Genomic DNA, 20,490 nt, shown 5'->3' with positions numbered 1-20,490 from the left:
GCACAAGGCAAGGCACCTCACGGTGCACTCGGCTAATGGGTTGCCAACCGAAAACATCACGAAACACTCATTTCAAAAAAAACGACATAAACGCATCGCGATCAATTCTCAGAACAAAGCGAAAAGTATTACGCCTCTTTAGGAAAAACTACCGGAACACTTAAAGAAGCGGCCAGACCAGCCCCTCCTCACCCAGCACTGTAGGAAATCACCTAAGCAACTTTCTTACAGCGTGAAGCCTCAATAAACCACCGCCTGTTTTTAGGTCACCCCAGGTCAATTCAACCCCGTTGACATCTGCCACCCCAACAGCAACTCTTGGCGCAAGCTTGGTCTTCAGCCTCGCTGGCTTCAGCCACAGGACTTGAATTGCTACCCGAGAAGAAATGAAAACAATAAGAACCTACAACTATGAAATACTAAACTTTGAATTACCTCCACACCAAAAACTTCAAACACCGAACGCCCCCACTCAGCGAGCCAAGAACACCAAACTCGTACTGATGCTATGCACTCAGCTCATTGGCTATTCGGCCATCAACACTCCCATTGAAAACAATGAAGAACGCCTCCCGAACCACACTCGCTACTGGATCGTCGCCGCGCCTTCTTGGCGGGTAAATCAACTCCCACAAGCCCGCCGTTGTAGGTAATACAACGCAGACCTGTAGAAGGTGATCTCCCCGCTAAGAGGCCGCTACGGGTCAATCCGTGCCGGTCACAACCCCTCCAGCTCCGCCATCAGATCACTCAACCTATCCACCTTGCCTTCATCCAGCGCACTGCCCTGCAGCCCACGCACATATTCAGCCAGCTCCTCGACCGTACTGCACTCGAACATCGCCCGCAGCGGCACGTTCAACCGCAGCTGCTTCTGCACCCGCGAGGCAATCTGCGTAGCCAGAAGCGAATGCCCGCCCAGCTCGAAGAAGTTGTCGTGCATCCCTACCCGCTCGGCCTTGAGCACGTCGGCCCAGATACCGGCGAGCACCTCTTCCAGTTCGTCGCGTGGCGCCACGTAGGCCTGGCCATGCTGGCCGCCGATGTCGATGGCCGGCAACGCCTTGCGGTCGAGCTTGCCGTTGGCGTTGTGCGGCAGGCTATCGAACCAGCCCCAGTGCAGCGGCACCATGTATTCCGGCAAGTCGGCACGCAGGCGTTGCTTGACCTGCTCCAACAGCGTGGCATCGGCGCTGACGCCCTGATGCGCCACCAGGTATCCGACCAGGTGCTTGCCGTTCACACCGTCCTGCACACCCACGGCGGCGTCGCGGATTTCGGCCTGCTCGTGCAGGCGGGCTTCGATTTCACCCAGTTCGATCCGGTAACCGCGGATCTTCACCTGGTGGTCGATGCGTCCGACGTATTCGAGCACGCCATCGGGGCGCTGCCGCGCCAGGTCACCCGTGCGGTACAGGCGCTCGCCCGGCGCACCGTGCGGGTGCGGGATGAAGGCCAGGGCGGTGCGCACCGGGTCGCCGACATAGCCACGGCCCACGCCGGTACCGGCAACGCACAGCTCGCCCACCGCGCCCAACGGCACCAGGGTTTGATCCTCGCCGTACAGGTACAGGCGGTTGTTGTCGGTTGGCGTACCGATCGGCAGGTAGCTGCCGCGCGTCGAGGCCAGGTCGACGCGGAAGAACGCCACGTCATCGGAGCACTCGGCCGGGCCGTAGGCATTGACCAGGCCGATGTGCGGATAGCGCTGCAGCCATTGCGCGGCCAGCTCAGGCGGCATGGCTTCGCCGGTCGGCAACATCCAGCGCAGGCCGTCCAGCGCCTGGTGATCGTTGGCCAGCATGCCCTGGATCAGCGAGGGTACGCTTTCCAGCACGGTGATGCCGGTGGCCTGCACATGGGCCAGCAGGCCTTGTGGGTCGTGGGCGATGGCGTTTGGCACGATCTCGACCCTGGCACCGAACAATGGCGCGGCAAGGAATTGCCAGACCGAGATATCGAAGCTTTGCGAGGCGGTCTGGGCAATCACGTCATGCTCGTTCAGCGCCAGGTAAGGGACCTTGCTCAGCTGGTTGTTGAGCATGCCGCGCTGCTCGACCATCACGCCTTTGGGCAGGCCTGTGGAGCCTGAGGTGTAGATCACATAGGCCAGGTTGTCCGGCCCGCTGTGAATCCCTGGGTCATGGCTGGCGACGCTGCTCGCCTGTACCTCTTCCCACACCAGCAGGCGTGGCCGTGCCCCACCCGCCAGTTCGTCCAGCAACAGGCGCGCCTGCTCGGCACAGGCCGCGCTGCACACCAGCACCGGCGTGCGGCTAAGCTCGACGATGCGCTGCAGGCGCGCCGACGGCAGGCCGGGGTCCAGCGGCAGGTAACCGGCACCGGCCTTGAAGCTGCCGATGATCATGCCCAGCAGTGGCAGGCCCCGCTCGGCAAGCAGTGCGATCGGCTGATCGATGCCTGCGCCCGCAGCGACCAGCGCATGGCCCAGGCGGTTGGCTGCCAGGTTCAGGCCGGCGTAGTCGTAGCTCGCCTCGAGGCAGCGGGCCACCGTGCGCTCGGGGTGCGCGGCGACCTGTGCCTCGAACTGCGCGACGTAGCTCTGCTCCAGGGCGTAGGCATGTTCGGTACGGTTGCAGTCATCGAGCAGGAAGCGCTGTTCTTCTTCACCCAGCAACGGCAGTTCGCTGACCTCGCCCTCGAAACCCTGCACCAACGCCAGCAACAGGCGCTTGAACTCGGCCAGCAGACGTTCGACGGTCGAATGCTCGAAGTAGCGCTGGTCGAACGACAGGTGCAGGCCAAGGTCATCGCCCGGGTAGCACACCGCCGTCAACGGGAAGTTGGTGTGAGTACGGCCCGAGTCGGAGCTGGCGTTGAGGTGCTGGGCGTGGTCGAGCACGGCGGTTTCCACCGGGGCGTTCTCGAACACGAACAGGCTGTTGAACAGGGGCTGACCTTTGGGCAGTTCGCTGCATTCCTGAATCGTCACCAAAGGCAGGTATTCGTATTCGCGCAGCTCCATGTTGCGCTCCAGCAGGCCTTGCAGCCACTGGCGCACGCTGCAACGCTGGCCCGGTTCGGGCAATTGCACACGCAGGGCGATACTGTTGATGAACAGGCCAACGGTGCGCTGCATCTGCGGCATGCTCACCGGCCGCCCGGCCACGGTCACGCCAAAGGCGACGTCGCGCTCGCCGCTGTAGCGGGCAAGCACCAGGGCCCAGGCCGCCTGGGCGAAGGTGTTGATGGTCAGTTGGTGAGCCTGGGCCAGTTCGCGCAGGCGCACGCCGTCACTCACCGCCAGGCGGGTGTAGCAGTCACCGACCACCATGCCGTCACCGGCATGGTCATTACGCAGCGGGCGGTCGCTTGGGATCGCCGTGGCGCGCTCGAAGCCGGCCAGGTTGGCCTGCCACCAGCCTCGTGCTTCGTCCAGGTCCTGGCGTTGCAGCCAGCCGATGTAGTCGCGGTAGCGTGGCGGCACCGGCAGCTGGGCCTGGCGGCCTTCGCCAAGGGCCTGGTAAAGCTCGAAGAAATCGTTCATCAACAGCGAGCGGCACCAGGCATCGATGAGGATGTGGTGGTTGCTCATCATGAACCAGTAACGCTCATCGTCGACCCGCACCAGGCGCAGGTGGAACGGCGCCTGGCGCAGCAGCTCGAAGCCAGCCTCGCGTTCCTGCTTGTGCAGTGCTTGCAGCCGCTGTTCCTGGGCCGCCTCGTCGAGGCCGCGCCAGTCCTGATAATCGACAGGCGTGTTACCCGGTTTGTGAATGATCTGCAGCATCGCTTCGCCGGCATTCCAGCTGAACGATGCTCGCAGTGCCTCGTGGCGCGCCACCACCGCCTGCCAGGCCTGGGCGAAACGCTGCGGGTCGAGGGCGCTGTCGATGCGGTAACGGTCCTGCATGTAGTAGATGCCGGTACCCGGCTCCAGCAGGGTATGCAGCAGCAGGCCCTCCTGCATTGGGGTCAGCGGGTAGACGTCTTCGATTTCGCCAGCCGGAACCGGCAGCGCGTCGATCTGTTCCTGGGTCAGGTGCGCCAGCGGGAAGTCCGAGGGCGTGAAGCTGCCCGTACCCTCGGCCAGGCAGTGGCCAACCAGTGCCAGCAGTTCGTGGCGATAGGCATCGGCCAGACGCGCAATGGTCTGCTGGTCGAAACGCTCGCGACTATAAGTCCAGCGCAACTGCAAGGCACCGCCATAGACCTGGCCGTCGACGCTCAGCCAGTTCGGCAGCGGCGCGTCGAGGTCGTGGGCCAGGCCGGCAGGGGCATCCAGCGGCTGGAACAGCGCCGCACTGTCGAACTGCTGGTCGAACTGGCCGAGGTAATTGAAGGTGATGCGAGCTTGCGGCAGCGCGGCCATGCGTTCGCGCCCGGCGTCATCTGCCAGGTAACGCAGCACGCCGAAGCCCTGGCCTTTGTGCGGCACCTCGCGCAGCTGTTCCTTGATGCGTTTGATCGAGGTGGCGCGTGCGCAGTCGTCGTCACCCGCCTGAGGGTTCAGGCGCAGCGGGTAGGCACTGGTGAACCAGCCCACGCTGCGGGTCAGGTCCATGTCTTCAAACAGCCCGTCACGGCCATGGCCTTCGAGCTGCACCAGCACCTCGTCGTCACCGGTCCAGTGGCACAGGGTGCGCGCCAGGGCAGTCAGCAGCAGGTCGTTGACCTGGGTGTGGTACGCCGCGGGGGCCTGCTGCAACAACTGACGGGTCTGCTCCACATCCAGGGCAATGGCCAGGGTATCGGCATGCCGGTGCAGGTTGCCGCCCTGCGGGTGATCACATGGCAGCTCATGGCGCACATGCCCCAGTTGGTTCTGCCACCAGCCGAGCTCGTCGCGCAGCGAATCGCTGCCGGCGTAGCTTTCCAGGCGCGCGGCCCAGTCGGCCATGGCGTGGGTCTTGGCCGCCAGCGGCTGACCACGGTACAACGCCTGCAGGTCTTCGAGCAGCACGCGCCACGACACCCCATCGACCACCAGGTGATGGACCGCCAGCAACAGTCGCTGGGCGCCCTGCCCGTCACTGACCAGCAAGGCGCGCAGCAATGGCCCGTGCTCCAGGTCCAGGCTGCGTTGTACGTCGGTGTAAAGCGCCTGGCAGTCGTTGAAATCGGCCACGGTGGCAGTCCATAGCAATTGCTCGCCAGGCGATACGGCGTATTCGCCCTGCCAGCGGCCATCGGCCTGGGTGAAGCGCAGGCGCAGGCTGTCGTGGTGCGCCAGCAATGCAGCCAGGGCCCGCTCCAGCAGGGCACTGTCCAACGGCACCCGCGCCTGGAGCAACACCGCCTGGTTCCAGTGGTGCGGTTGGGCCACCTCACTGTCGAAGAACCACTGCTGGATCGGCGTCAGGCCGCTGTGACCCTGGCGTTGGCCCTGTTCGATGATGTTCGCTATCTCGCTGCGGCCAACCACGGCGGCCAGGGTCTGGATGGTCTGGTGCTGGAACAGGTCGCGGGGAGTGAACTGCAGGCCCAGCTGACGCGCCCGGCTGACCACTTGAATGGACAGAATCGAGTCGCCGCCCAGTTCGAAGAAGTTGTCCTGCACACCCACGCGAGAGACGTTGAGCACTTCGCGCCAGATCTGCGCCAGTTGTTCCTCCAGCTCGTTGGCCGGCGCCTGATAGTGCTGGCGCGCCTGCTCCAGGTCGGGCATCGGCAGGGCGCGGCGGTCGAGCTTGCCGTTGCCCATCAACGGCAGGCTGGCGAGCAGCACCAGGTGCGCCGGTACCATGTAATCCGGCAGATGCTGGCGGGCGTCGGCCTTGACCGCTTCGCGCAGCTGGGCCTGGGCCTCGCTGTCAGCACTGGCCTGCTTGCACACCAGGTAGCCCACCAGTTGCTTGCCACCGGGCAGGTCGAGCGCGAGGACCACGGCCTCGTCGACATCGGCATGCGCCTGCAAGCGGCTTTCGATTTCGCCGAGCTCGATGCGGAAGCCGCGAATTTTCACCTGCTGGTCGGCACGGCCGATGTACTCCACCAGACCGTCGGCGCGCAGGCGAACCAGGTCACCCGTGCGGTACAGGCGCCCACCGTCAGGGCTGAACGGGTCGGCGACGAAGCGCTCGGCACTGAGGCCCGGACGATCGTGGTAACCCTGGGCCAGGCCGGAACCACCGACGTACAGCTCACCGATGCCGCCCTGTGGCAGCAGTGCCAGGTCCTCGTCGAGGATGTAGGCGCTGCGGGCGCCGATCACCCGGCCGATGGGTACGCTGCCAGCGTCGGCGGGCAGTGTGTCGGGCGCCACGCAGGCCAGCGGCATGACCACGGTTTCGGTCGGGCCATAGGCGTTGATGAACTGCTGCGGGGCGAAGGCCTGGCGGATGCGCGCCAGGTGCTCACCAGTCAGCGCTTCGCCGCCGGTGATCACCAGGCGCACCGGCAGTGGCTCGCCCTGCGAGGCGAGGTATTGGGCCAACTGGCTGCCGTAGCTTGGGGTGAAGCCAAGGACACTGACCTGCTGCTCACGCACCAGCTGGCAGATCTCTTCGGCGCCCCATTGGCCCTGGGCACGCAGCACCACGCGTGCGCCGCACAGCAATGGCACCAGCAGGCGTTCGCTGGCCGCGTCGAAGTTGATCGAGTAGAAGTGCAGCTCGCAGTCGTCGCTGCGCATGCCGAACGCGCTGATCACCGCCTGGCAATGCATGGCAATTTCACCGTGGCTGACCACCACGCCCTTGGGCTTGCCGGTGGAGCCGGAGGTGTAGATCAGGTAGGCCGGGTGTTGCGGCAGGTTGAGGTTGTCCAGCGGCGCATCGCTGTAGGCGCACAGGCTTGCGGCATCGTCCTCCAGGCTCCAGCTGGCCACCCCGCCTGGCAACTCGCCCAGGCTTTGGAGCAGCGCGCGCTGGCTCAGCAGCAGGCCGATGCGGCTGTCCTCGATCATGTAGCGCAGGCGGTCGAGCGGGTACTCCGGATCGAGCGGCACATAGGCGCCACCGGCCTTGAGGATGGCCAACAGGCCGACGACCATTTCCAGCGAACGCTCCAGGGCCAGGCCCACGCGCACCTGCGGGCCGACGCCACGCTCGCGCAGGGCACGGGCCAGGCGGTTGGCCTGCTGGTCGAGTTCGGCATAGCTCAGGTGCTGGCCGGCGAAGGTCAGCGCGCCGGCCTGCGGGGTGCGCGCGGCCTGGGCGGCGAACAGGCCGTGCAGGGTCTGGTCCAGGGCATAGTGATGTTCGCCTTGCAGCTGACCGATCATCACCTGCCGCTCGGCGTCGGCGAGCATTGGCAGTTCGCAAAGGCGCTGCTCGGGGTCGTCGAGCAGGCCAGTCAGCAGTTGCTGCCAGTGCTCGGCCATGCGCGCGATGCGCGGCTTGTCGAACAGGTCGCGGCTGTAGGTCAGGCAGCAACCCAGGCGGCCGTCGAGGTCGGTGACTTCCAGATACAGGTCGAACTTGGTGGCGCTGGCGTCGTTGACCAGATAATCCACCTGCATGCCGGCCAGCTCGCGGCTTTGCTGGAAGGCCCAGCGCTGCACGTTGCACATCACCTGGAACAGCGGGTTGTAGGCACTGCTGCGCGGTGGCTGCAGGGCTTCGACCAACTGGTCGAATGGCAGGTCCTGGTGCGACTGGCCTTCGATGGCGGCCTGGCGCACCTGGTCGAGCAAGGCGGCTACGCTCATCTGCCCGTCCACCTCGCAGCGCAGCACTTGGGTGTTGAGGAAGGCGCCGATCAGCCCTTCGCTTTCGGGGCGGATGCGGTTGGCCACGGGCGCGCCGATGCGCAGGTCACGCTGGCCGCTGTAGCGGTGCAGCAAGGCGGCCAGGGTGGCGGTCATGGTCATGAACAGGGTCAAGCCGCGCTGGCTGTTGAAGGCATGCACGCGGGCCACCAGGGCCGGGTCCAGATCGAAGCGGTACAGCTCGCCACGGTGGCTTTGCACAGCCGGGCGTGGCCGGTCTGCCGGCAGGGCCAGCACCGGGTGCTCATCGCCCAGGCGGGCTTTCCAGTAGGCCAGTTGGCGCGCCCCTTCGCCGCTTTCCAGCCACTGCCGCTGCCACACGCTGTAGTCCAGGTACTGCACTGGCAACGGCGTCAGCGGCGACTCGCGCTCATCGACGAACGCTTCGTACAGCTCGCCCAGTTCGCGGGCGAAGATGTCCATGGCCCAACCTTCGGTGACGATGTGGTGCAGGGTGAGCACGAAATAGTGCTCGCGCTCCGCAGCCTTGACCAGGCAGGCGCGCAGCAGTGGGCCACGCTCCAGGTCAAACGGCTGGTGCGCCTGGGCCTCGGCCAATTGCTCCAGGCGCTGCTCGCGCAGGGCTGCTGGCAAACTGCTGAAATCCTGCCAGTCCAGGTGCACGGCGCTGTCAGCGGCCACGCACTGGTACGGCACACCGTCGATGGCGGGGAACGTGGTGCGGAGGGTTTCGTGGCGCACGATCAACGCCTGCAGCGCACGCTCGAAGGCATCCACATGCAATGTGCCGCGCAGGCGCGCCATGCCGCCGACGTTGTAGGCCGGGCTGTCCGGCTCCATTTGCCAGAGGAACCACATACGCTGTTGCGAATACGACAGCGGCACGGCCTGGCGGCGGTCGACGCGGGTGATCTCGCCTTGCAGGTTGCGTTCACCGGCATCGCGGATACGGGCGATCTCGGCGCAGAAGGTGCCCAGTTCGCTGGCCTCGAACAACACTTTCAGCGGCAGCTCGACGTCGCACGCCTGGCGGGTGCGCGAGACGATCTGGGTGGCCAGCAATGAGTGGCCACCGAGGGCGAAGAAGTCGTCATGCAGGCCGATGCGCGGCAGGTTGAGCACTTCACGCCAGATCGCCGCGACCTCCTGTTCGAGCGCCGTTTGCGGTTCGACATGTTCACGCTGCTGCCAGGCCGGTGCCGGCAGGGCCTTGCGGTCGACTTTACCGCTGGGGCCCAGCGGCATGTGTTCAAGCGCGATCAACTGCGCCGGCACCATGTAGGCCGGCAGGCGCTCGGCCAGGTTGGCCAGCAGCGTTTCAGCCTGGGCCGAGCCGCTGTAGTAGCCGACCAGTTGCGCCCCGACAGCGTCCTGGTGAATCAGCACCAGCGCCTGTTCGACACCCGGCTGGCTGAGCAGGCAGGCCTGAACTTCTTCCGGTTCGACGCGAAAGCCCCTCACCTTCACTTGCTGATCCAGACGGCCGAGGTACTCCAGGGCTTGCGCCTGCCAGCGGGCACGGTCGCCACTGCGGTACAGGCGCTCGCCGTTGCCATCGGCCTGGGGCACGAAGCGCTCGGCGGTCAGGCCTGGGCGGCCCAGGTAGCCGCGGGCCAGGCCCGCGCCACCGAGGTACAACTCACCCGGTACGCCTGGCGCAGCCAGCTGCAGGTCGGCATCCAGCACGCGGCAGATCACGTTGCCCAGCGGGCGACCGATGGGCGAACGCTGGCCGTCCTCGGCCTGGCAGTGCCAGTGGGTGACGTTGATGGCGGTTTCGGTCGGGCCGTAGCGGTTGTGCAGCTGCACCTGCGGCAGCAGTTGCAGCACGCGGTCACGCAGGTTGGCCGGCAGCGCTTCGCCACCAGAGTACAACCGGCGCAGGCTGGTGCAGCCTGCGGCCAGCGGCTCTTGCACGAACACCTGCAACAGCGGCGGCACAAAGTGCAGCGTGGTGACCTGATGCGCCTGCACCAGTGCGGCGATACGTTGCGGGTCGCGGTGTTCACCGGGGCCTGCGAGCACCAGTTTGCAGCCGGTGATCAGCGGCCAGAAGCACTCCCACACCGACACATCGAAGCTGATCGGCGCCTTCTGCATCAGCACGTCGCTGTCATCCAGCGCGTAGGTGGCCTGCATCCACTGCAGGCGCTCGGCCAGGGCCGCGTGGGTATTGCCCACGCCTTTGGGCTGGCCAGTGGAGCCGGAGGTGTAAATCACGTAGGCGAGGTTGTCGCCGTGCAGGTGCAGGCCCGGCGCTTGGCTGGGCCAGCTGTCCAGGTGCAGCTGGTCGAGGGCGATGGCGCTGACGCCGTCGACCTGCGGCAAGCTGGCGAGCATGGCGCTGTTGCTCAACAACAGGCTGGCCTGGCAATCGCGCAGCATGTAAGCCAGGCGCTCGGCCGGGTAGTCGACGTCCAGCGGCACATAGGCGCCACCCGCCTTGAGGATGGCCAGCAGGCCAACCAGCAGTTGCGGCGAGCGCTCGACGGCGATGGCCACGCAGGTGTCGGGGCCAACGCCCTTGTCGCGCAGGTAATGGGCCAGGCGGTTGGCCTGCTGATGCAGTTCGGCGTAGTCAAGGCTGCCGCCTTGCCAGGCCAGCGCAGTGCGCTCGGGGGTCAGGCGCGCTTGTTCGTTGAGCTGTTCGACCACCAGACGCTGCGGTACCGGCGCCGGAGCCTGGCCCCAGGCCAACAGTTGCTGACGGCTTTGCTCGTCCAGCAGGTCGACGTCGCCCACGGCCAGCTGGGGTTGTGCGCACACCTGTTCGAGCAGCGCCAGCAGGTGCTGGGACAGGCGCTTCACAGTGCCCTCGGCAAACAGCTCGGCGGCATAGTCGAAGGCCAGGCTCAGGCGGCCCTGGTGGTCTTCCTCGCTGTGCAGCTGCAGGTCGAACTTGGCTTCGCGGCTGTGCCATGGCAACTCTTCTGCCAGCAGGCCCGGCAGGCGGCGCAAGGCCGAGAGGTCGCGCTGCTGGTGGTTGAACATCACCTGGAACAGGCCTTGTTCACGGGCCTCGGGCAGCGCTTCGAGCAGTTGCTCGAACGGCAGGTCCTGGTGGGCCTGGGCATCGAGGGTGGCTTGGCGCACCTGGGCCAGCAGTGCGCTGAATGGCAGGCGGCCATCGAGTTGCGCACGCAGTACCTGGGTGTTGATGAAGAAGCCGACGATGCCCTGGGTTTCCTGGCGAGGGCGGTTGGCGTTCGGCACGCCGACGCGGATTTCCGCCTGGCCGGTGTAGCGGTGCAGCAGGCCTTGCCAGGCGGCCAGCAAGACCATGAACAGGCTGGCTTGCTGTTCGCGGGCCAGGCCTTTGAGGGCGTCGCTGAGCGCAGCCGGTACCTTGAGGTTCAGGCGTGCGGCGCGGCGAGTCTGCTGGGTGGAACGCGGCTGGTCGGGGTGCAGGTCGAGTACCGGCAGCGTCCCACCCAGCTGTGCCTTCCAGTAGTCCAGTTGACGGGCGCTTTCGCCGTCGGCCAGCCATTGGCGCTGCCAGCTGCCGTAGTCGGCGTAACCCAGCGGCAGCGGCGCCAGCGCGGCTTCCAGGCCCTGGCAGCGGGCCGCATACAGTTTGGCGAACTCGTCGAGCAGGATATTCAGCGACCAGCCATCGGCGACGATGTGGTGCAAAGTCACCCACAGTTGATGATCTTCATCGCCCAGCTGCGCCAGGGTCACACGCAGCAGTGGCCCTTGGGTCAGATCGAACGGTTGCTGGGCTTCGGCTTCGCGGCGCTCGGCCACTTCGCTGGCCGTCAGCCCTTGCAGGTCCAGGCGCTGCAGATTGAAAGGCTGCTCGGGCAGGATGTGCTGCAGGGCCTGGCCATCTGCTTCGCTGAACACGGTGCGCAGTGCTTCGTGGCGCTGCACCAGCGCCTGGAACGCGCCTTCCAGCGCGGCCTGGTGCAGCTCGCCGCGCAGGTGCAGGCCGGCGGGAATGTTGTAGGCCGCCGAGTGCGGCTCCAGTTGCCACAGCAACCACAGGCGGTTTTGCGCCAGCGACTGCGCCAGGGCCTGGCCACGGTCGAGGGCCGCGACAGCTGCCGCGCCACCACCGCCCTGGGCGATGATCGCCGCCACAGCGGCGCTGTAGTCGGCCAGGGTCGGCGCTTCGAACAAGGTGCGCAGGTTCAGCGAGATACCCAGCTCATCGGCCAGGCGCGCGGTGACCTGGGTGGCGGCAATGGAGTTACCGCCCAGCAGCAGGAAATGGTCGTCGGCGGCGACCGCTTCGGCGTCGAGAATCTCGCGCCAGACGCCGGCGATGCGGGCCTGCAGGCCAGCATCGGCTGCAGCGGTCTCGGCCGCTTCGGTAGCGCTCGGGAAACGCGCGTAGCAAGCCAGGCTGCCGTCATTCATGCGCAGGCGGCACGCCGAACGTTGCAGCTTGCCGCTGGAGGTCTTCGGCAGCGCGCCCGGGTTGAGCAACAGGACCACCGCCGGCGCCTGGCGGCAGGCATCGGCGATGACCTGGCGCAAGGTCTTGATCAGCGCCTCGGGCTTGACCGCCTTCTGCACGTTGCGGCTGACTTCCACCGCCACGCCGATGCCCTCCTCGCCCTGATCGTCGACGGCGAACACCGCGACGCGGCCCTTGCGCAGCAGCTCGATTTCACGCTCCAGGGTTTTTTCCAGGTCCTGCGGGTACAGGTTCTGGCCGCGCACGATGAGCATGTCCTTCAGGCGCCCAGTGACGAACACTTCGCCGTCGCGCATGAAGCCCAGGTCGCCAGTACGCAACCAGGTCTGGCCGTCCATGGCGACGAAGGTGCGGGCGCTGGCCTCGGGGTTGCGCCAGTAGCCCTGGGCGATGCTTGGGCCACCGGCCCAGATCTCGCCCACCCGGTTGTCCTCCAGCACTTGCAGGCGCTGCGGCTCGACGATACGCACCGCATGGCCGGGTTGCGGGTAGCCGCAGCTCATCAGCACGCTGCCCTTGCCGGGTTCGGCGCGGTTGGCGGCAAACGCTTCGGCGTCGAGCTCCAGCGCACCGATGCCCTGGCCACGGCGGCTGCCGCTGACGAACAGGGTGGCTTCGGCCAGGCCATAGCTGGCGAAGAAGCTGCTGGGCGTGAAACCACAGGGGGCGAATTTTTCGGCGAAGGTCTCCAGGCTGTCCTGGCGGATGGGCTCGGAGCCGGAATAGGCCACACGCCAGCGGCTCAAGTCCAGGCCGGCCAGGGCCGCCTCACTGACCCGTTCGCTGCACAGGCGGTAGGCAAAGTCCGGCCCGCCGCTGATGGTCCCGCCGTATTCGCTGATCGCCTGCAACCAACGTTGCGGCCGTGCGAGGAAATAACCTGGCGACATCAGCACGCAGGGCACGCCGCTGAAAATCGGCTGCAGCAGCCCGCCGATCAGGCCCATGTCGTGGTACAGCGGCAGCCAGCTGACGATCACATCGTCGGGGTTGAGGTCGATGCCGAAGCCGTGGCGGATCAATTGCTCGTTGGCCACCAGGTTGCCGTGGCTGACCTGCACGCCCTTGGGCAGCGCGGTGGAACCGGAGGTGTACTGGAGAAAGGCGATGTCGTCGCCAGCCAGCGCAGGTTCGCGCCAGGCACTCGCCAACGTTGGGTCCAGGCCATCCACCGCCAGCAGTTCGGGGGCGTTGTCGGCGGCCAGGGCTGGCAGGCCCTGCAAACCGTCATGCAGCGCTGCCACAGTCAGCAGCAGGCGCGGCTCGGCATCGTCGATGATCGACAGCAGGCGCTCCTGATGATGCTGGCGCGAAGACTCCGGCGGATAGGCCGGCACGGCAATCACGCCTGCATACAGGCAGCCAAAGAACGCCGCCACGTAATCGGGGCCGCTGGGGAACAGCAACACGGCACGGTCACCGAACGCGGCGCGGCTCTGCAAGGCGGCGGCGATGGTGCGCGCGCGCAGGTCCAGGTCGCGATAGCTGAGCACGGCCTGCTCGCCTGGAGCATCGGCCAAGAAGCGCAAGGCGATGCGGTCCGGGGTCTGTGCGGCGCGTTGCGCCAGGGCCTGGACCAGCGAGAGCGGGAGTTCGAAGGCGTCCGTCATGGGGTGTTCCTGCCAGTGTCTGGGTAAGTCGGGCCGGTTGCCCGCGCAAGGTCGGCGGGCAGCGTTCGGCGGCCGGATGTACAGAGGGGAACGGACGGGCGAGGGAAGAAATTACCGGGATGAGGCGGCTTTGTACGCAGCGAAAGGTGAACCGCGTCACGCTCGCCGGCTTAGAACTGAAACTAATAGATACTCATTAACTTTCGTATTTGACAATCATTATCATTCTGCATAGTTTGTCGCACGTCGTAGGAAGCTTCCCTGTGCGGGGTGCTCCTATTCCTCTCTGTGACAAGGTGATTTCCATGGCGGAACAACTATCCACAAGTAAGTGCGATTCACCATTACTCCAGGCATTCGTCGCCAATCGCAGCATCCTGGTCAAGATCGCGGCGCGCATCACCGGCTGCCGCTCACGCGCCGAAGACGTGGTGCAGGACGCGTTCTTCCGGCTCGGCGCCGCCCCGCAGATCACCTCGTCGTTCAAGGCGCAGCTGAGCTACCTGTTCCAGATCGTGCGCAACCTGGCCATCGACCATTACCGCAAACAGGCGATGGAGCTGAAGTATTCGGGCAGCGAGGAGGAAGGCTTGAACGTGGTCATCCAGAACGCGTCGCCCGAGGCGACGCACATCAACCTGGCGGCCCTCGAGCACATTGCCGAGGCGCTGAACGAGCTGCCCCAGCGCACCCGTTACGCTTTCGAGATGTACCGTTTGCACGGTGTGCCGCAAAAAGACATCGCCAAGGAGCTGGGCGTGTCGCCGACGCTGGTCAACTTCATGATCCGTGATGCGCTGGTGCACTGCCGCAAGACCGCCAGCCGCCAGGCCTGACCCAGCGGCAAGCTGCAAGCTGCAAGCTGCAAGCTGCAAGCTGCAAGCTGCAAGCTGCAAGATGGATCAGCGCCGACCCGCTTTTCTCTTGCAGCTTGAAGCTTGCAGCTTGCCGCTCCAGCCCCTAAGCGAGGCTGCAGCGGTCGAAGAACCGCTCCCGGCCCAGGATCATCAACGCTGCACGTTTGTGCGGGAAGTCGAATTCCTTGTCGCAGTGGAAGCACTGGTCCTGCATGTAGCCGATCATCTTGCCGTTGTCGGCACGGGGCTCGGCCACCACCCGCTGAGTGCGGGGGTCATCCAGAAACAGGTAGTGCACCAGCGCCGACAGCCAACTGGCGACCTTGTGCGGCCCCCGATGCGCCTGCTCACCCACCAGCATATGGATGCCACGGTCGTAGTCGTCGGCCTGATAGAACGGCGCGATGCGGTCTTCCTTGGCCCAATAAGCCTCGAAGTAGGCAAATGGCTGATCGTCGAAGCAGCCGATCAAGGTCACGGTGTGCGGGTCGGCTTGCAGCTTGGCCACGTACTCCCGATGCTGCTCCAGCGACCCGCCCTCCTGCCAGAACTGCTCCACACGCGGATCGTTCTGCCAACGATTGAAGCGCTCCAGGTCCTGGTCTATCTCCAGGGTACGCAGCGACACCCAGCTGCCCAGGCGCGCATCGAAGCGCCGATACACCTCGCCACGGGGCTTGGGTGCCCGGCGCGGGTGGCGCTTGCCATCGCTGAGCTGCATCTGTTGCGGGTATGCGCCCTTGACCGGCTGCGCCAGCCAGGGCTGTGGCAACTGCCAGAACATGGAGCGCTCGCACAGGTACACGCCTGGCTGCTGCGTGCTGAGCAACAGGCCACTGGCGAGGGCCTCAGGGACAGCCTGCGGCAGGTGCCAGGCAAGGCGCTGGCAGGCTGGGTCACGCGACAACAACCAATAACAGGCGGCCCACAGGGCCTGCTCCGGGCGCTCGGGGCACAGGCGTTCAACATGCACCGCCAGGGTAGCGGCTGGCGCCAGGCGCACCTGGATCAGCGGGCGGCCCTCCAGGGTCAGGCTCAGGCACAGGTCGCCCTCTTCAGCGCTGAGGCTACGCCAGCGGGGCTGTGACAAGGGCTGCGAAGCGGCATCGAAAGGCATGGTCAGGGCTCACAGAAATGAATTGAAGGCTCGCTTCTGAAAACGTCATTGCAATCGGGGAATTTAGTCGTGGGGGGCTTGGACGGTGATCTGGTAAGGCTGGAAGATGCGGGTCAGCTCGCCGGTATCACGCAGGCGGCGCAGCAACGCGGCCAACTGCGCGTCGCTGATCGGCGCGCCGGGGCGCAGCAGCGCATAGTGATGGTAGACCTGATCGATGCGCGTGGAGGCGATCAGCTGGCCCTGGCTGGCCGGGTTGCGCGCCAGGAAATCACTGAGGTACGAGCGCGTCACCAGCGCGATGTCGGCGCGACCAGCCTGCACCATCAGCAGGTTGCTGTCGTGCGAATAGGTCAGCGTGGCGTTGTAGGCCTTGCGCAGGTAGTTGGGGTCCGGGTTGAAACGGGCGAATGCATAGTGGTAACCGTTGAACAGCGCCAGGCGCTTGCCGGCAAGGTCATCGAAATAGCGTTGGTCACGGCCATCGACCTGCTTGGCCACGAACACCTCGGCATCTTCCAGGCCCATGTCCACCGCCTGATGGGGTATTCGTTGCCAGCCCCACTGCGGGTTCTCGAAGATGGCCATGTCGGTGCGGCCTTGCTGGAAATCGCCAAAGCGCCGCTGGATCGATGTGGGCACCAGCACGAAGCGATAGTCTTGCTGCAGGCGGTTCAACGCTTCGACCAGTTGCGGCAGCAAGCCAGTGTCCGCGCCCTGCTCGGGGCGCACCGTATAAGGCGGAAAATGCGCGGCACCGATCTTCACCTTGATGGCGTCAGCTGCCCAGACCGGTGCCGCCAGCCATACAGCGGCCAGCATCAACAGGGTGGTCAAAGCCTTCAGGCCGGGCGCTGGAGTCAAGACGGACACTCATAACGGTTCATACCTGGATGCGCCTAAGCTAGGCGTTTTCCTGGCAAGGCACAACTGCTGGTTATGCCAAAGTGAGGGCATTTTGCCAGGGGATGCCGTGACGCCGGACATTGGCTACGCTGCTCTGGCATGTATGGCGAGGGAGCCTGGTATGGGCCACTGGTTGGTAATCGACCTGGAAGCCACCACCGACGACGGTGGCTGGCCGGTGACGGAGATGGAAATCATTGAAATCGGCGCCAGCCTGGTGACCCGTGAAGGCCGCGAAGTGGACCACTTCCAGCGCTTCGTGCGGCCCAGGCGGCGGCCGCAACTGACGCCGTTCTGCCGAGAACTGACTCATATCAGCCAGGCCAGCGTGGACAGCGCGGCGCCATTTCCCGAGGTATGGGCGCGTTTCGAGCGCTGGCTGGGGCACCACCGTGGGCAATTGCAGGCCTGGGTCAGCTGGGGTGATTACGATCGCCAGCAATTGCTTCAGGAATGGCAGCAACATGAACTCGACAGCCTGTTGCATAACCTGCCGCATATCAACCTCAAGCAGCGCTTCGCCAAGGCTCGTCACCTGCAGCGCCCGATGGGTCTGAACGGTGCCCTGCAACTGGCCGGCATGCACTTTTGCGGGCAACAGCACCGGGCGCTGGAGGATGCCCGCAATACCGCGCGGCTATTGCCCTTGAGCCTGCCGGGCATTTGAGCGCAGGCCACTTGAAAGCAGATGACGAGGCGGATGGGCTTGGGCATACTGGCCAGCCTTTTTCATCCCTCTTTTTCAGGAGTCGCCCCATGTTCAAGGTCAACGAGTACTTCGATGGTACCGTCAAGTCGATCGCCTTCGAAGGCACTGAAGGCCCGGCCACCGTCGGTGTCATGGCACCGGGCGAATACGAATTCGGCACCGCCAAGCGCGAAATCATGCACGTGGTTTCCGGTGCGCTGACCGTCAAGCTGCCGGGCAGCGACAACTGGGAAACCTTCAACGCTGGCGACAAGTTCAATGTGGCTGCCGACAGCAAGTTCCAGCTCAAGGTGGCGGTAGACACTGCCTACCTGTGCGAGTACCGCGACTAAGCGCTGCCTGCACCGGCCTCATCGCCGGCAAGCCGGCTCCCACAGGTACCGCGCTGCTCTCAAGGCCAGCGCTAACCCAGTGGGCCGGCTTGCCGGCGATGATGGCAACGCTATCGCAACAGAAACCCCGCAACCTGCTCAGCCGCCGCCTGCAAATGCTGCTCATGGCTGAACCCCGAGGCTTTCAGCGGCTTCAGGTCATGGTCGCCTGCCACCAGCCAGCTGACCTCGATCGACGGTGACAGCGCATACCCCTGCACCGCCTCACGATTGCCCAGCGCATCCCGCTCGCCCTGCACGATCAACGTCGGCGTCTGCAAGCCCGCCAAATGCTCGACCCTCGGTTTTTCCGGTTTGCCCACGGCATAGAACGGATAACCCAGGCACACCAGCGCGTCAGCACCCAACTCGTCAGCCAGCAGGCTGGCCATGCGCCCGCCCATTGACTTGCCGCCAATCGCCAGCTTGCCCGTGACCAAAGGTCGCACCTGCCGGTACACCTCGCGCCAGTATTCGAGCAGCACCTTCTGTGGATTAGGTGGCCGCTTGCCACCCCCTGCCCTGCGCTCGGCCATGTAGGGGAACTCGAAGCGAACCACCCCGACGCCAAGCGCCGCCAGCCTTTGCGCCATTTCGTCCATGAACCCGCTGTCCATTGGCGCGCCAGCGCCATGGGCCAGGATCAGGCACGCCGCCGCACTGCCATCTTGCGGCGTGTGCGGCGGATTGCAGTGCAAGCCTGGGACATTTCCGATCTTCGCCCATTGATCCCCGTCAATACCGGCACGTTGCCCATTAATCATGCTTGCCTCGCTGTAAAGCCTGCCAATAACCGTGGATGGGAACCCATACATGAACACAACCAGCAGTACCGCCTATAACTATAAGGTGGTCCGCCAATTCGCCATCATGACGGTGGTGTGGGGAATCGTCGGGATGGGGCTCGGCGTCTTCATCGCCGCCCAGCTCGCCTGGCCTTCCCTGAATTTCGACCTCCCCTGGACCAGCTTCGGCCGCCTGCGCCCACTGCATACCAATGCGGTGATCTTCGCGTTCGGCGGCTGCGCACTGTTCGCCACCTCCTATTATTCGGTGCAACGCACCTGCCAGACCACCCTGTTCGCACCCGGCCTGGCCGCGTTCACCTTCTGGGGCTGGCAACTGGTCATCCTGCTGGCGGCTATCACCCTGCCGCTGGGTTACACCAGCTCCAAGGAATATGCCGAGCTGGAATGGCCGATCGACATCCTGATCACGGTTGTCTGGGTCTGCTACGCCATCGTGTTCTTCGGGACCCTGATCAAGCGCACCACCAAGCATATCTACGTCGGCAACTGGTTCTTCGGCGCCTTCATCCTGACCGTGGCCATGCTGCACATCATCAACAACCTGGAGCTGCCGGTCAGCCTGACCAAGTCGTACTCAGTCTACGCGGGGGCCACCGACGCCATGGTGCAGTGGTGGTACGGCCACAACGCCGTGGGCTTCTTCCTCACTGCAGGCTTCCTGGGGATGATGTACTACTACGTGCCCAAGCAGGCCGAGCGCCCGGTGTATTCCTATCGCCTGTCGATCGTGCACTTCTGGGCGCTGATCACCCTGTACATCTGGGCAGGCCCCCATCACCTGCACTACACCGCGCTGCCCGACTGGGCGCAGTCGCTGGGCATGGTGATGTCGCTGATCCTGCTGGCCCCCAGCTGGGGCGGCATGATCAACGGCATGATGACCCTGTCCGGTGCCTGGCACAAACTGCGCAGCGACCCGATCCTGCGCTTTCTCGTGGTATCCCTGGCGTTCTACGGCATGTCCACCTTCGAAGGCCCGATGATGGCCATCAAGACGGTCAACGCCCTGTCCCACTACACCGACTGGACCATCGGCCACGTGCATGCCGGCGCCCTCGGCTGGGTGGCGATGATCTCGATCGGCGCGCTTTACCACACCATCCCGCAAGTGTTCGGCAAGGCACGCATGTACAGCATCGGCCTGATCAACGCGCACTTCTGGCTGGCCACCATCGGCACCGTGCTGTACATCGCCTCGATGTGGGTCAACGGCATCGCCCAGGGCCTGATGTGGCGCGCGGTCAACAGCGACGGCACGCTCACCTACTCGTTCGTGGAAACCCTGGTGGCCAGCCACCCGGGCTTCATCGTGCGTTTCGTCGGTGGCGCGATCTTCCTCAGTGGCATGTTCCTGATGGCCTGGAACACCTGGCGCACCATCCGTGCACCGGCCGCCGAGGCCGCCCCTGCCAACGCCCAGCTGGCCTGAGGAGACTTGCCTGATGAAACATGAAGTCATCGAGAAAAACGTTGGCCTGCTGGCCCTGTTGATGGTGTTCGCCGTCAGCATCGGCGGCCTGACCCAGATCGTCCCGCTGTTCTTCCAGGACGTCACCAACAAGCCGGTCGAAGGCATGAAGCCTTACACCGCGCTGCAGCTTGAAGGCCGCGACATCTACATCCGCGAAGGTTGCGTGGGCTGCCACTCACAGATGATCCGCCCATTCCGCGCCGAGACCGAGCGCTACGGCCACTATTCGGTCGCGGGTGAAAGCGTGTGGGACCACCCGTTCCTGTGGGGCTCCAAACGCACCGGCCCGGACCTGGCCCGGGTCGGTGGGCGCTACTCCGACGACTGGCACCGCGCGCACCTGTACAACCCGCGCAACGTGGTACCGGAGTCGAAGATGCCGTCCTACCCATGGCTGGTCGGCCAGCAGGTCGACAACAGCCACACCGACACCAAGATGCGCACCCTGCGCACGCTGGGGGTGCCGTACACCGACCAGGACATTGCCGGTGCGCGTGATGCGGTCAAGGGCAAGACCGAGATGGACGCCCTGGTCGCCTACCTGCAGGTGCTCGGCACCGCGATCAAGAACAAGAGGTAAGAGC

The 20,490-nt window shown here is 65.1% G+C and carries 9 protein-coding genes; 5 read left to right on the top strand and 4 right to left on the bottom strand.

Annotation, left to right across the window (positions count from 1 at the left end; all coding sequences use genetic code 11):
• Window positions 1-718: 718 nt before the first annotated feature.
• A complete protein-coding gene (locus ACIPZH_RS24180; protein ID WP_400638107.1) occupies window positions 719-13,666 on the bottom strand; it encodes a non-ribosomal peptide synthetase in 12,948 nt (4,315 codons plus the stop codon).
• Between the two features lie 305 nt (window positions 13,667-13,971).
• Here ACIPZH_RS24180 and ACIPZH_RS24175 point away from each other — a divergent pair, with 305 nt between their 5' ends.
• The gene (locus ACIPZH_RS24175) at window positions 13,972-14,502 is read left to right on the top strand and encodes an RNA polymerase factor sigma-70 (RefSeq protein WP_241804486.1); all 531 of its coding nucleotides are present in this window, start codon (window positions 13,972-13,974) and stop codon (window positions 14,500-14,502) included.
• A gap of 124 nt (window positions 14,503-14,626) precedes the next feature.
• Here the strand turns inward: ACIPZH_RS24175 and ACIPZH_RS24170 are convergent, their stop codons facing one another.
• Both ACIPZH_RS24170 and ACIPZH_RS24165 read right to left on the bottom strand, forming a co-directional pair.
• Entirely contained in the window at window positions 14,627-15,640 is a 1,014-nt protein-coding gene (locus ACIPZH_RS24170; RefSeq protein ID WP_400638105.1) for a GNAT family N-acetyltransferase, read from the bottom strand.
• A 63-nt stretch (window positions 15,641-15,703) separates the two neighbouring features.
• A complete protein-coding gene (locus ACIPZH_RS24165; protein ID WP_267824039.1) occupies window positions 15,704-16,504 on the bottom strand; it encodes an ABC transporter substrate-binding protein in 801 nt (266 codons plus the stop codon).
• A 163-nt stretch (window positions 16,505-16,667) separates the two neighbouring features.
• On the opposite strand from ACIPZH_RS24165, the gene ACIPZH_RS24160 reads away from it, so the two are divergent.
• Window positions 16,668-17,213, top strand: coding sequence for an exonuclease domain-containing protein (locus tag ACIPZH_RS24160; RefSeq protein WP_267817546.1), 546 nt, complete (start codon window positions 16,668-16,670; stop codon window positions 17,211-17,213).
• An 89-nt stretch (window positions 17,214-17,302) separates the two neighbouring features.
• Window positions 17,303-17,587: a pyrimidine/purine nucleoside phosphorylase gene (locus tag ACIPZH_RS24155; RefSeq protein WP_012315400.1), complete on the top strand. Its 285-nt coding sequence runs from the start codon at window positions 17,303-17,305 to the stop codon at window positions 17,585-17,587.
• Window positions 17,588-17,697: 110 nt separating this feature from the next.
• Here the strand turns inward: ACIPZH_RS24155 and ACIPZH_RS24150 are convergent, their stop codons facing one another.
• Window positions 17,698-18,390, bottom strand: a complete 693-nt coding sequence (locus ACIPZH_RS24150; RefSeq protein WP_400638103.1) for an alpha/beta family hydrolase — start codon at window positions 18,388-18,390, stop codon at window positions 17,698-17,700.
• A gap of 49 nt (window positions 18,391-18,439) precedes the next feature.
• Here ACIPZH_RS24150 and ccoN point away from each other — a divergent pair, with 49 nt between their 5' ends.
• Entirely contained in the window at window positions 18,440-19,864 is a 1,425-nt protein-coding gene (gene ccoN, locus ACIPZH_RS24145) for a cytochrome-c oxidase, cbb3-type subunit I (protein WP_400638101.1), read from the top strand.
• A 13-nt stretch (window positions 19,865-19,877) separates the two neighbouring features.
• Window positions 19,878-20,486, top strand: coding sequence for a cytochrome-c oxidase, cbb3-type subunit II (gene ccoO / locus ACIPZH_RS24140; RefSeq protein WP_241804492.1), 609 nt, complete (start codon window positions 19,878-19,880; stop codon window positions 20,484-20,486).
• Window positions 20,487-20,490: the final 4 nt, after the last annotated feature.

The organism is Pseudomonas sp. NPDC089758 (assembly GCF_044748705.1).
GTDB lineage: Bacteria > Pseudomonadota > Gammaproteobacteria > Pseudomonadales > Pseudomonadaceae > Aquipseudomonas > Aquipseudomonas putida_X.
The sequence above is the reverse complement of the archived record's forward strand: the minus strand, read 5'-3'. Positions and strand labels throughout refer to the sequence as shown.